Annotated in this window: 6 protein-coding genes; 5 read left to right on the top strand and 1 reads right to left on the bottom strand. The window is 74.4% G+C overall.

The window, feature by feature from the left end:
• Positions 1-210 precede the first annotated feature (210 nt).
• Positions 211-2,364, bottom strand: coding sequence for a germacradienol/geosmin synthase Cyc2 (cyc2, locus tag ACYVMZ_RS20530; protein ID WP_461081673.1), 2,154 nt, complete (start codon positions 2,362-2,364; stop codon positions 211-213).
• Positions 2,365-2,615: 251 nt separating this feature from the next.
• Here cyc2 and ACYVMZ_RS20525 point away from each other — a divergent pair, with 251 nt between their 5' ends.
• From ACYVMZ_RS20525 to ACYVMZ_RS20505, 5 genes are all read left to right on the top strand, one after another.
• Positions 2,616-3,857: an endonuclease/exonuclease/phosphatase family protein gene (locus ACYVMZ_RS20525; protein ID WP_461081671.1), complete on the top strand. Its 1,242-nt coding sequence runs from the start codon at positions 2,616-2,618 to the stop codon at positions 3,855-3,857.
• A 121-nt stretch (positions 3,858-3,978) separates the two neighbouring features.
• Positions 3,979-4,455, top strand: coding sequence for a hypothetical protein (locus ACYVMZ_RS20520; protein ID WP_461081669.1), 477 nt, complete (start codon positions 3,979-3,981; stop codon positions 4,453-4,455).
• Between the two features lie 89 nt (positions 4,456-4,544).
• Positions 4,545-7,118, top strand: a complete 2,574-nt coding sequence (locus ACYVMZ_RS20515) for a tetratricopeptide repeat protein (protein ID WP_461081667.1) — start codon at positions 4,545-4,547, stop codon at positions 7,116-7,118.
• On the top strand, positions 7,118-13,162 hold the full coding sequence (locus tag ACYVMZ_RS20510; protein WP_461081665.1) for a CHAT domain-containing protein: 6,045 nt from the start codon (positions 7,118-7,120) through the stop codon (positions 13,160-13,162). Before ACYVMZ_RS20515 ends, ACYVMZ_RS20510 begins: the two co-directional genes overlap by 1 nt.
• Positions 13,162-13,647 carry a hypothetical protein gene (locus ACYVMZ_RS20505; RefSeq protein WP_461081663.1) on the top strand — a complete coding sequence of 162 codons (486 nt, stop codon included), beginning with the start codon at positions 13,162-13,164 and terminating at the stop codon, positions 13,645-13,647. Before ACYVMZ_RS20510 ends, ACYVMZ_RS20505 begins: the two co-directional genes overlap by 1 nt.
• Position 13,648 lies beyond the last annotated feature (1 nt).

Below are 13,648 nucleotides of genomic sequence, written 5' to 3'. Positions count from 1 at the left end.
ACAACGGATCAACGTGCTGTTCGCGATGCTCCGCGACGGCACCTTCTACGAACCCAGAACCCCACGCCTCGCTTGACGAAAGACATAGAGGCACCCCCCTGCCCGTGGCCGCCGTGCGCCCCGCCGTGGTCGCACTTCAGCGCCTGCGGGGGTCGGTGCGGGAATGCCCCGTTCCGTACGGGAGTATTCGGAACCCGCAGGTGCGTGGTGTCAGGTGAGGAGGGGCAACGCGGGCGGCCGGTCCGGGAGGAAGCCGTGGGTGCGGCGGGCCAGGAACTCGGCCTTGTACCGGTCCACGGTGCGATGCCAGTTCAGGATGCCGGCCATCCAGTTCTGCAGGTCCACCACGTAGTCCCGCATGATGGCGCGGGCCTCGTCCGAGAGCTGGAAGTCCTCGTACAGGACGGGCAGTTCGTGCTCGGCGACGTGCTCGAACTGGCGCATGCGCTGACTCATCAGGTCGTGCACGATGCCGAGGCCGGTCGGGTAGTCGCAGCCGAAGAAGTTCTGCACGACGAGGATCGCGTTGTGGATCTCGCCCTCGTACTCGATCTCCTTCTGGTATGAGAAGACGTCGTTCAGCAGGCACGCGTAGTCGACGGCGGCGTTCTCCAGGGAGCGGACGGGTCCGCTGCGGTACACCTCGGGCGGGACGGCCGGGCCGTGGCCCATCCGGCACAGGCTCAGGGTGAGGTCGGCGCCGAAGGTCTGGCGGCGCATCTCCAGGTAGTCGACCGGGTCGGGGATGCGGTTCTGGGTCTGGTTGGCCAGCTCCCACAGCCAGGCCTCGGTCATCACGTTCACCGCGTCCTTCAGCGTGCGCCGCTGCTCGGGCGTCATGTCCGCCGTCGTCCGCGCCCACAGGTCGGTCAGGCAGCGCTCCATGCCGTTGACCGGCACCGGCGGCTGCTCGCCGGCGAGGGGCATGCAGTCCGACAGGCGTGCCGTGGTCAGCCGGGCGGCGGCCAGGTCGCGGCGGTGGCCGTAGACGAGCGGGTAGTAGTCGTCACCGTAGGTGCCCCAGGCGAGCCACTGCGCGCTGAGGTCGAGGGCCTCGGGTGTGGCGTCCGGGTCGAGACCGGCCGAGCACAGCGCGAGGTCGTAGGCGGCGAGCTTGTCCTCGTCCCAGACGCCCTCGCGGAGGATGCCCATGCGGTGCGCCCAGTCGGTCAGGTTCCGGCGGGCGCCGTCCAGGTGCGGGCTGAGCTCCAGCGGGAACGGCATGCGGATGTCGGGGATGAGGGACGGACCGACCTTCTGGAACGGCACGTGCGTGTAGGCGCGCAGCCGTTCCACGCCGGCCGACGCCAGCAGCGCACGCACGTCGGCAGCCGAACCCAGGCCGCCGGCACCCGGCCACGGCCTGGTGGCCCGCGCGTTCTTGTTCATGTACCGGCTGGAGCGCATGTGCCACTCGTGGCCGCCGGACTGCCAGTCCTGCAGCCCTTTCGCGTACGCCGCCACCGCCGCGACCTCGTCGGGGGCGAGGCCCTTCTCCAGGGCCAGCGCGGGCACTTCGGTGAACGCGGTGTGCTCGAACTGGTGGAGCCGTGAGGTGAGGATGTCGTTGACGGTGTCGGCGGCCTCCTGGGTGGTGCAGCCGAAGAAGGTCTCCAGGACGAGCACGCCGTTGCTGTTCTCGCCCTCGTCCTCGACCTCCCGCTGGTAGGAGAACAGGTCGTTGCGCAGGTGCACGGCGTCGGAAAACGTCTCCATCAGCACCCTCAGGGGCCGCGACTCGGCGACGCCGGCGGGCACTTCGGCGGTCGCGTACTCCACGAGCCCCGCCGACCAGGGGGCGCCGCCCACCTTGCGGCGCATCTCGATGTACTCGACGGGGTTGGCGATCCGCCCCTCGTTGATGTTGGACAGCTCCCACAGGGACTCGTTGAGGAGGTGCTCGGTGGCCACGGCGAAACGGCGGCGCCAGTCGGCGGACATCTTCGGCACCGTACGCGCCCACAGGTCGGCCAGGCCCGCCTCGACCGGGTTCTCCGGCTCCGGTACGGGAGTCGCGAGGTCCAGCGGCATGAACAGGGGCAGCCGGTCCAGGTGGGCCTTGCCCGCGGCGCGGTCCTGGGAGCGCTTGTACATCTCCAGGAAGTGGTCGTCGAAGAAGAAGACCCACACGTACCAGTCGGTGATCAGGGACAGGGCGGGGCCGTCGCAGTCGGGGTGGGTGTAGGCGCAGAGCAGGCCGTAGTCGTGCGCGTCGAGGTCGGCCTGCTCCCAGACCCCGGAGCCCTCCAGCATGCCCATCTCGCGTGCCCACGCGGTCGAGTGGGCACGGGCCTCGTCGACATGCGGGTTCAGCCGCGCGGGATGCGGCATGTAGAAGTGCGGGAGTTCGAACGGCTGCGTCATGGCCGGGCCCTACCCGGGGGCCCGCGGCGGCATCCGCGAGGCGGGACATGATCACACCATCGCGTGAATCGGGGGTGAATGCGGGAGTTCTGGCCGGGCCTTGCGACGTTCATCTCTACGCGCGCAGACTACCGAAGTTCACCTCTCCCCCCTCTTTCTTCGTCCTCCTCTCGTCCTTCTCTTGTCCCTCGTTTCGCCCTTCCTCTCGTCCTTCGTCTCACCCTTCCTCTCGTCCTTCTCACGGAGGCCCGATGAACCACCTCACCAGCGCTTTTTCGCGCCGTACCGCGCTCGCCTCGCTCGCCGGGGCGGCGCTGGCCGCCGCCACCGCGGACCCGGCCGAGGCCACCGGCCGCCCCGGACGCACCGTACGGTTCGCCACGTTCAACGCCTCGCTGAACCGCTCCACCCAGGGCGCCCTGATCCAGGACCTGTCCACACCGGACAACGCGCAGGCGCGCAACGTCGCCGAGACCGTCCAGCGGGTCGATCCGGACGTGCTGCTGATCAACGAGTTCGACTACGACGACCAGGGCACCGCCCTCGCCCTGTTCCTGCGCGACTACCTCGCCGTCGGGCAGCGCTGCGCCCGGCCGGTGCGCTACCCGTACCGCTTCACCGCGCCGGTGAACACCGGTGTCGCCTCGGGCGTGGACCTCGACGGGAAGAACGGCGCGGTCACGACACCCGGTTCGGACGCGTACGGCCAGGACGCCTTCGGGTACGGCTGGTTCCCCGGGCAGTACGGCATGGTCGTGCTCTCCAAGTACCCGATCGACACGCGCGCGGTGCGCACCTTCCAGCGCTTCCTGTGGAAGGACATGCCGGGCAACCTCATGCCCGAGGGGTACTACAGCGACGAGGCGCGGACGATCCTGCGGCTGTCGTCCAAGAGCCACTGGGACGTACCGGTGCGCATCGGCCGCACGACCGTGCACTTCCTGGTGTCGCACCCGACCCCGCCCACCTTCGACGGGCCCGAGGACCGCAACGGCCGTCGCAACCACGACGAGATACGCCTGTGGGCCGACTACATCGGAGGACGGCGCCGCAGTGCCTACCTGTACGACGACCGGGGACGACGCGGCGGGCTGCGCCCCGGGGCGCGGTTCGTGATCGCGGGAGACCTCAACGCCGATCCGTACGACGGCGACAGCTACGACCACGCGATACGGCAGTTGCTGGAGCACCCGGCGGTGTGCCTGCCGGCGACGCCGCCGGCGAGCGCGGGCGGGGTGGAGGCGGCACGGCTGCAGGGCGGTGCGAACACCTCGCACACCGGTGATCCGGCGTACGACACGGCCGACTTCGGGGACGGCGCGCCCGGCAACCTGAGGGTCGACCACGTCATCCCCTCCCAGGGGCTGACGCCGCGCGCGAACGGGGTGTTCTGGCCGACGTCCGGCCATCCGCTGTACCGGCTGGTCGGGGACGGCAGGACGGTTCCGACCTCCGACCACCGGCTGGTGTGGCAGGACGTGCAGGTTTCGTGAGGCTTCCCAAGTACCGGTGACGGCAGGGGCGTTCCGGTGGCGGGCGGCAATCCAACGGCTCTAGGCTCATGGGTCACATGGAAGCCGACCGGCCGTGCTGGCCCGGGGGAGGTAGGCCGTCATGACCGAGGCACCGCTGCGTGCGGAACTGCTGTTCGCCCAAGAGGTCTCCGAGGTACTGGAGAAGGAACTGACCGCACGGTTCCGGGAACTGGGCATGCCCGCGGTCCGCGTCCGCCGTGCCCTCAGCCACCGCGGCCCCGCCGAACTCCAGTGGTTGGTCCTGGCCTCGCTGCCCCTGCAGGCCTTCCTCAGCGGGCTGGGCAGCGAGGCCGTCAAGGACGGCTATCTCGCGCTCAAGGACCTTGTGAGTCGCCTCTTCCGGCGCGACGGAACGGCGCAGGGCGAGGCGACGCCCCGGCCACTGGTGCTCCAGGACGAGCGGAGCGGACTGCGGATCGTCCTGGAACCGGACCTGCCGCAGCGCGCGTACGAGCAGTTGGCGGTGCTGGATCTGACGCAGTTCTCCGTCGGGCCTCTCCACTACGATCGCGCGCTCCGCCGGTGGCGGTCCGAACTGGACGAGGCCGCGGGCTGAGGGGCGGGCCGGACGCGAAGCGGACGCGAGACGAATGCGAGACGAAGTGGCGTACGACGACGTGCACCACGGATCGGGGGGCCGGGAGCGTGGCACAGCCCAGTGAGCTGGACCGGGCCCGGCAGGACTGTGGGCAGGGCGAGTCCCTGCTGACGGCCGGCGACCTGGAGGAAGCGGCGCGGGTTTTCCGGGCGGTGCTGGCACGTGTCGGGCCGTTTGCGGGTGGTGGCGCTGCGGAGGGGGCGGTCGCGGACCCCGTCGGCGGGGGCATGGAGCAGGCGGTCGCGGTCGGCGGGGAGGCGGACGGAGCGGGCACGGTCGCCGCCGGTGGGGATGAGGATACGGACGGGTTGGTCGCGGTCACCGTTGGCGGGGATACGGCCGACAGCACTCCGGCGGAGGGCAGCGCGTCGGGAGGCGACGACACACCGACGGTGGACGACGGCACGCCGATGACGGGCGGTGCGTCCAGAGCCGAGCGTGCTCCGGCGGAGAACACCGGGTCCCGGACGGACCGCACGCCGACGGAGAGCGACGCGTCCGCGACGGACCGCACGCCAACTGAGAACACTGCATCCCGAACCACCGGCACACCGACGGACGGCGCCGTGCCAGGAGTCGGCTCCACGCCCACCCGGCTCGCCGTGCGGGCCCACGTGGGGCTGGGGCGGGTGAGGCTCGCCGGTGGGGAAACGGTGGGGGCCGAGGAGGAGTTCGGGCGGGCCATGGCGCTCGACCCCGTGGATCCGGGTCCGTTGTACTGGCTCGGCTGCGCTGCCGCGCACCAGGGTGCGTACGCGACGGCCGAGCAGAGGTTCACGGAGGTCCTGAGCCGGTGCGCGGGGCATGGACGCAGTCTCGTGCAGCGTGCCTACGTACGCGTACGTCTGGGCCGGACCGCCGGCGCGGTGGCCGACTTACGGGCCGCGCAGCGCGTCGGTGCTCTGGACGCGGAGGCCCGTTGGGTGCTGGCCGCGCTGTCGGGCACTGCGGCACGCGGCGTCGCCGGCATGCTGGTCGAGGCCGCGAGGTCCGCGATGGCGCGCGCGCAGGCGGCCGGCCCGCAGGGCCGCTCGCGGGCGGGCGACGACTGGAGCAGGGCCGCCGCCCTGCTCGACAGTGCCCGTCAGTTGGCCCCGGACGAGCGGAGCCTCACGCTTCCCCACGCGGTTGCCCTCTGCCTGAGCGGTCGGCGTCCGGACGCCCTCGCCCTTCTCGCCGACGCGTCCAGTGCCGCCCCTGCCGACCGGTCCGTCGCCCACACGCTGGCCGTGATGGCGTGGCACGGGCTCCCGCCCTCCGGCAGCGCGGACGCGGCACGCGCGTGGGTGCGGTGCGTCTCGCTGTGGGCCGGGCTGCTGCACGACGCCGCCTTCTGGGAGCGGCGCCGCACCGAGGCGGCCGAGCGCTACGGCATGTCCATCGACGACGCGGCCCTGTCCGCACTGCGCACCGACCTCCATGACCGCCTCGAGGCGGTCATGCCCGAGAACGGCCCGGACGGCCGTCCCGCTCCCGAGGCGGTGCTGGACCGCGAGACCGAGGCGGCGCGGCGGCTGGCGGACGCGGGCGGGCTGCCCCTGACGACCGGTGCGGCGCCCGTGGTCTGCGGTCCCCTGCGGATCGCGGAGCTCGGCCGGGAAAGGGAGTTGAGTGCCTTCGTCGCCACGGCGGGCGAGGCGGCACCGGCGTTACGGCGGGCCTTCTCGCAGCTCGGGTTCGTCGAGGCCCTGCTCGGGCAGAACCGCCCCGGAGAGGCCCTGGCGGCACTGTCCGGACTGCGCTGCCCCAGCTGCCGCGCCCGCGGCGCGAGCGGAGAGGACGGCACACGCCGTGCCAAGGAGCACCGTGCCGGGGAGCGCCGTACACGGGAGCACCGTACCGGGGAGCAGAGCAGCGGCACCCCGGCCGCCCCGGTAGCCACTGCCCCGGAAGCCTCGGCGCCTGTCTGCGACCCCCACTGCCCCCACTTCGACACCCGCAACCCGGCCTACGCGGTACACCCCGGCAAACACGCCCTGCTCCTGCGGGACGGCCGTGCGCTCGCGCTCGAGGCGCGGCTCGCCCAGGGGCGCGCGGCGCTCACCCCGGCCGGCCCCGACGTCCCCACGGCCGCCCTCAGTTGGCGCCGGGCCCTCGCCCACGCGCGGGCGCTGGAACGAGCGGCGGAGGTCGAGGAGGCGATCGTCGGTACCGCGCTCGGGGCGGCCAAGGCACTGCACCGGGCCGGAGACCTCCGGGCCGCGGGCGCGACGCTGGAGGCCGCCTACGCGCTCGTCGGCGAGGGGCGGCGCAACCGTCTCCAAGGACAGTTGGCCCGGGTCCTGACCGACCGCGGCATCGTGGAGGCCAACCGCGATCCCGACCGGCTGGAGTCCCCGGCCGCCGATCTGCGCCGCGCCGTCGAGCTCAACCCGCATCTGCATCGCCCCCAGGTCAACCTGGCCGTCGTCCTGCGCTTCCTCGGAGCGCGGATGAGGTGGTCGGGCAGCCTGGCCGGAGCCAGGAACAGGCTCGAGGAGGCCCTGGACCGCCTCACCGACGCGCTGGCCCTCTTCCCCGACGACCCGGAACTGACCGAGCTCCGTGATCTGGTCGAGCACGATCTCGCCCTGGTCCGTTCGGAGTTGGAGCAGGGGCGGATCGGGGGACTGCCGGGGTGATGGAGTACGAGGAGCTGCGCTTCCGGGTGCGCCCGGTCGGTGTGCGGCGTCATGTGCTGACGGTGAGCGGCCCCGGCGGGGCGGCGGACGTGCTGACGCTGGACGGCCGTCCCGAGGAGTACCGGGAGCGCTGGGAGCGGCTGATCGAGGCGGAGCTCGGCCATGCCCCGCTGGGCGACCAGGACCCCGCGGCCCGGCTGCGCGACCTGGGCCGGGACGTGTTCGGGCTGCTGCTGGGCAAGCAGGCCGAGGCGTGCCTGCGCGGCGCGCAGGCCTATGTGCGGCGCATGGTTCCCGAGCGCGGGCTGCGCCTGCGCTTCGACCTCCCTCCGGCGTTGCGCGGCCTTCCGCTGGAGGCCCTGTGCGCGCCCGCCACCGAACCGGGGCAGTCGCCGGCCTTCCACGACGGCCTGTCGCTGGTGCGGTCGCTGCCGGGCGGTCCGATCGGCGCGCGGCTGCCCGGACCGGCCGACGAGCCGAGCAAGATCCGGCTGCTGGTCGCGCACGCCTCGCCCGTCGGCGAGGCTCCGGTACCAGTGGGCGGGGACGAGGTCGAGGCGCTGCTGACGAAGTTGTCCGAGTTCACCGTGGACACGGTGATGGTGCGGAGGGCCACGCGCGAGGCCCTGGAGGCCGCGCTGAGCAGGCCCTCGGACCTGCCCACGGCCGTCCTGCTCATCGCGCACGGGTCGTACGACACCCGGCGCGGCACGGGCCTGGTGCATCTGGAGGCCCCGGGCGGCGGATCCGACTTCGTGCCCGCCGATCTGCTCAGCGGCATGCTGCTGCGGGCGGCGAGGCTGCGCCTGGTCGTGCTCAACCTCTGCTCGGGGGCGGACAGTTCGCACACCGAGCCGTTCTCGGGGCTCGCCCAGGCGCTGATCGGCGGCGGGGTGCCCGCCGTGGTGGCCATGCACGGCCGGGTCAGCGACCGGTCGGCGGGCCTGTTCGGGCCCGCGCTGCTGAAGGGCATCGCGGCCAACCAGACGATCGACGAGGCGATGGCGGGCGCCCGGCGGCACATCTCCTACCAGCCCGGGCACACCGCCACCGAGTGGGCGACGCCGGCGCTGTTCCTGCACGAGGAGTGCCGGCACGGCTGGCTGTTCAAGGCCCGCGAGGTGCGCGACGAGGAGGCCGACAGGAGCGGCAGGCGGGCACGTGATCCGCTCCAGCGGGGCGCCGCGGCCCTGGAGGCGTACGAGAACCCCACCGGGAACGTGGGTTCGGACCTGCTGATCGAGGCGGCCCGTTTCCAGCGGCTGCGCAGGAAGTGGCAGCAGGTGCGCAGCATCCTGGCCAACGAGACGCAGCGGTACCAGGAGGTGCAGCGGCTGCTGCGCACCGAGGCCGGGTACGAGCTCGCCTGGCCGAAGGTCCAGCGGCTGTGCGAGCTGCTCGCGGCCGAGCAGGCGGTGGCGGCGGCGCACGCGCTCGCCCAGGTGCGGGCCGTACTGCCGGACGACGAGAGCGCCTGGCTGCCCGTCCTGGACAAGGAGGTGCGGGAACTCACCCGGCTCAGCGCGCTGCTCGACGGGGCGCACACGGCCGAGCGGGAGGCGGACTGGGCCACGGTCCTGCGGCACTGCGAGGAGATCCTCGCCGCACGGCCGGGAGGGTTCGGCGATGCGCTGCGGCTGCGCGACACCGCCCGTGAGGAGCTGGCGCTCGCCGAGGCCTGCGCCCGGGCGGCCGCGGCGTGTGCCGCCCGCGACTGGAGCACCGCGTCCGCGTCCTACGCGCACGCCCTCGGCCTGCGGCGCGATCACGGTCCGGCCCTGGAGGGAACGGCCTACGTGCACGGCCGCAGCGCCGAGGAGGCCGGCGACTGGACCCTCGCCGCGGCTGCGTACGGGCGCTGCCCGCGGCTGCACGACGCGGCGGCCCGCGCGGCCTACGCCCGGGGCCGGGCGGCGGCCGGGACCGGCGCATGGACAGCGGCCCTCGACGCCTTCAAGGAGGCGTCGCAGCGGTACGCGGACCCCGAGGTGACGTCCCCGGACGTACGGCGGGACGCGCCGGGACCGAACGGACGACGGGCCCCGGCCGCGCGCGGCACGGAAGCCGACCCCGGCTCAGGACGACGGGCCCCGGCCGCGCGCGGCACGGAAGCCGACCCCGGATCAGGACGACGGGCCCCGGCCGCGCGCGGCACGGAAGCCGACCCCGGATCAGGACGACGGGCCCCGGCCGCGCGCGGCACGGAAGCCGACCCCGGCTCCCTCCCCGTCGCCGCGGGGTCCTGTGCCCCGGCGCCGAACGGACACCCCCGCACACCCCCGTCCGACGCCACCCCGCACGCCCACCGCGCCCACCTGCCCGAGCTCGCCCGCTGGCTGGCCTACGCCGCCGGACGCGTGGCGGAGCAGGAGGAGAGGTGGGGTGAGGCGGCCGAGCGGTTCGGCTCGGCCGGCGGTTTCGGCGACGCGGTGCCGCGGACGCACTACGCCCGGGGGCGGGCGGCGGCCGAGGCCGGGGCGTGGCCCGAAGCGCTGGCGGCGATGCAGCGGGCGGAGACGGCGCTGCGCGAGGCGCGGGCCGGGGGAACGGTCCCGGCGACGGTCCCCGCGTCCCCGCCGGGCGGCCACGCGCCGGCTCCGGACCGGACGACCGCCGGGTCCGGCACCCCACCCCCGGTCACGACCGACCTGCCCGATCCGGCGGCCCTGCTCGGCGAGTTGCGGCAACGGGTCCATGAGACGGCCGTCGCGGCCGCGGAGACCGGCGCGTGGGAGCGGGCTCTGGAGTGCCTGCGGCTCCTGCCCGACGCGTACGAGGACACCCTGGCGCGGCGCCGGTTCGCCGAGGGCCGCATCGCGGAGGCGGCCGGGGACTGGGAGGCGGCGGCAGAGGCGTACGCGCGGGCGCGGCACGCGGACGCCGAGGCGCGGCGGCACTACGCCCTCGGCCGGGCCTGCGCGCTGCACGAGGAGTGGGAGGCGGCGCGGGACCACTTCGCCGAGGTCCCGCCGCGGATCCACGATCTGCCCGAACCGCCCGCCGCGCTGCTGCTGTACGCCCGGGGCCGGGCCGCCGCCGCGCGCGGGGACTGGAAGGCCGTCGTGGAGGAGTTCGGCGGGCTGCCGGACAGCCATGCGGACGGCGACGTGGGCCACCGCCGCAAGTACGCGCGTGCCCGCCTCGCCGAGCATCAGGAGGCGCCCAGACCCGACACCTGGACCTCGGTGCTCGGCCACCTGGACGGCGTACCGGACGAGGCCCTGGACGGTGCGGTGGGTCTGCTGCGCCGCAAGGCGACGGGGCTGCACGCGCTGAGCCTCGGTGAACTGGAGCGGGCCCGCGACCTGTTCGCGCCGTCCGCCGGGGACGACGAGGAGTTCGCCCGGCTGCACCGCTATGTGCGGGCTCGGCTGTGCGAGCGGGAGGGCCGCTGGCCGGAGGCGCTCGCCGCCTACCGGGAGCTGCCCGAGGACCACGGTGACGTGGCTCCGCGCACCCGGTACGCGCAGGCCCGGGTGGCCGAGGCCACCGCCGAGGGCGCCGGGCCGTGGCGGGCCGTCCGGGACGCCTACGAGCAGCTGGCGGACGCGTTCGCCGACGAGGGCGGTTTCGCGGACGCCGCCGTGCGCGCCAGGTACGCCCGGGCCCGGCTCGCCGAGGCCGAGGGTGACTGGGAGGAGGCCTGCCGGGTGGCCGACTCGCTGCGGGCCCACGCCGACGCGCCCCGGGTGGCGGCCTATGCGCGGGGGCGGCTGACGGAGTCCCAGCGGGACTGGCGCCGGGCCGTGGACGCCTTCCGCGGCTGCGCGGCGTACCGCGACGCCGCGCCGCGCCTGGCCCACTGCGAAGGCCGGTCGCTGGAGGAGCAGGGCCGGTTCGCGGCGGCGGCCGAGGCGTACGAGCGGGCCGGTGCGGAGCACGAGGGTGCCCGGGCGCAGGCGGCGCGGCTGCGCGGGGTGCTGCGGGCGCTGCCCTGGGTGGACGGCCCGATCGGCGAGCCTCTGGTGGCGGACCCGTTCGCGCTGCGTGACGCGGCGTTCCCGTATCTGGCGCTGCGGGACGCGGGGGTCGGCCCCGGATCGTCGATGGACGTGGTCAACGAGGTGTCGTTCGCGTTCATGGAGCGGGGCGGCAGGACGTGGACGTGGCAGGAGCGGGCGGCCTGGTCCCGGCTGCGGGTGCCCGGGCGGCGGCTGGAGCTGGATGCCCTGCTGTACCGCTGGCACGCCCCGAACGCGGTCCGTGAGGCGGTCGCGCATCTGGTGCCGGACGACGGGACCGATCCGCTGGACGCCCTGTGCGAGCGGTTCCCGCGCGACGCGCCGCTGCTGCTCCTGCTCGCCCGGGGCCGGGACGCGGCCGTCGCGGCGTGGCAGCGGGAGCTCGCGGCCGCGCCCGGCGACATGGCGGTGGTGCACGGGCTGGCCGTGGCACGCCTGTGGGAGGCGCAGGAACTGGAGCACAGCGGCGCCTGGGAGCACGCGGTACGGGCCTGGGAGGCGGCGCTCGCGTACTGGGCGGCCCTGCTGAGCGACGAGGGCTACTGGGACGCCTGGCGGGCCGAACGCGCGGGCTGCTACCAACGGACCGTGTCGCTCGACGACCTGGCCCGGCTGCGCTGGGACCTCAGCCGGCTGCTCTCCGACCGGCTCACGGCGGGCGAGCAGGGCCACACCGAGCAGGGCCGGCCTCAGCAGGCGGAGGCCTACCGGGCGCTCACCGCGCTGTTCGAGGCGGAGCTGGGCGGTGCCCGGGTGCTCAAGGAGGTCGGCGGCCTGCCGTCGGTGCCGGGCACCGCCGCCGCACCGGCCTGCGGGCTGCGTTATCTGCGCATGCTGCGGCTGGAGGTGCCGCTGGCCGAGCGGGCCGCCGAGCTGAGCGCGGACGCCCAACAGGGTTACGACCCGGGTGAGTTCGCGGTGCGCAAGCTGCGCTGGGCGTTCTCGGAGCTGTCGCCCGCGTACGCGCTGTGCGAGGCGCACCGGTTCGAACAGGCCCTTCAGGCGCTGCCCCCGCTGCCCGCCCTGCACGACCTCCCCGCGGACTGCGCGGGTCCGGGCACGGCCGCGGATCCGCGGGCGCACATCCGGGACTGCGGCCACTGCCAGGACTTCGTACGCCGCAACCCGGCCTATCTGCGGCTGCCCCGGCGGCACGCCCGGCTCGTGCAGGACGGTGCGGCGCTCGCGGTGCAGGCCCGGCTCGCGCTCGCGCAGACGGCGCTGACCAGCGGCTCCGGCGGGCTCGACCGGGCCCTGGAACAGTGGTCGCAGGCCGTACGGGTGTCCACCGGCGCCGGGATGCCGGCCCGCACGCACTGGGCGGTGGTGCAGATGGTGCTGGGGCGCGTCGAGGCGCTCATCGACGTGGACGCGGACCAGAGCGACGACGCCCTGGACGAGGCGGTGACCCTCGTCGAGCGGGTCAAGCCGATGCTGCGGCCGCTCGCCCGCGACCTGGCGGCCCAGCTGGACGCCCAGCTGTCGCTGGTGCTGTCGATGCGCGGGGTGTGGCGTGCCTCGTCGCGCGGGCGGTACGGCCTGCCGCTGGACGTGCCCGCCGCGGAGGCCGACCTGCGGCGGGCGCTGGAGCTGAACCCGGCGTCGGGCCACGCCCGCGACAACCTCGTCCGGTGCCTGGTGTTCACGCTCGACGAGCGCACCGCCGATCCGGTGGAGCGGCTGGGGTTGCTCGAGGAGGCGCTCGGCCTGCTGCACACGGGCCTGGAGCAGCAGTTGGCGCACGGCTACCGGGAGACGCTCACCGAGACCCTCAACGAGCTGGAGCGGCTGGTCTCCGAGCGGATCGGCATCGACGGGCTGGCCGAGCTGATGCGGGCGATGGCCCAGGAGCGGCAGCCGGACCAGGCCGATGTCGCCGCGCTGGCACGGCAGTTGGCCCAGCGGGCGCGCCGCGCGCTGGAGGAGGGCGATGTGGCGCTTGCCGTGCATTTGCTGATCCGGGCGGCCCGTACGGACGCGTCGTCGGCCCGGACACGCACGTTCCTGCTGGACACGGTCCGCCGCTGGCGCGAGACCCTGCGGGGCCTTGAGAGCGAAGCCGAGGAGGAGAGCGACACGTGATGATCGAGGATCCCGGCGAGGACCCGGACCGGGTCCCGCCGTACGCGGCGCTGGCCCCGGTGGGCGTCACCCCTCGGACGACGCACGCCGAGATGCAGGACGTGTCCTTCGAACTGCAGGCCCGGCGGCTGATGACACGGCAGACCCAGCAGGCGTGGAACGACCTGCGCAACGTCCGCCGCCGGCTGCTGCTCGACCTGTTCCTGTACGACCTCGGCGGCGACGGACCGGACGGCGCGGGCCACGGCGGCGACCGTCACGGGCAGCTCGGCCAGATGGCGTTCGACGGTGTCCGGGATGGCGCGGACGACCGCGACGACGGTGACGACGGCGAGGGCGGCCCCGGGCAGGGCGCCGTACCGGAGGATGCATCCGCTCCGCCCGGCGGCGCGTCCGAGGAGGCGGGCGGCCAGGTGCGGCCCGTCGGGACGCCGCCGCCGTGGGCGGCCCGGCTGCTGGACGACCTGATCCGGTTCGACCGGTGAC

Source organism: Streptomyces deserti (assembly GCF_054782695.1).
The sequence above is the reverse complement of the archived record's forward strand: the minus strand, read 5'-3'. Positions and strand labels throughout refer to the sequence as shown.

What these genes read in the sequence shown, in the direction of transcription:
- cyc2 (WP_461081673.1), bottom strand. Translation starts at nt 2,364, where the DNA reads ATGACGCAGCCGTTCGAACTCCCGCACTTCTACATGCCGCATCCCGCG.
- ACYVMZ_RS20525 (WP_461081671.1), top strand. Translation starts at nt 2,616, where the DNA reads ATGAACCACCTCACCAGCGCTTTTTCGCGCCGTACCGCGCTCGCCTCG.
- ACYVMZ_RS20520 (WP_461081669.1), top strand. Translation starts at nt 3,979, where the DNA reads ATGACCGAGGCACCGCTGCGTGCGGAACTGCTGTTCGCCCAAGAGGTC.
- ACYVMZ_RS20510 (WP_461081665.1), top strand. Translation starts at nt 7,118, where the DNA reads ATGGAGTACGAGGAGCTGCGCTTCCGGGTGCGCCCGGTCGGTGTGCGG.
- ACYVMZ_RS20505 (WP_461081663.1), top strand. Translation starts at nt 13,162, where the DNA reads ATGATCGAGGATCCCGGCGAGGACCCGGACCGGGTCCCGCCGTACGCG.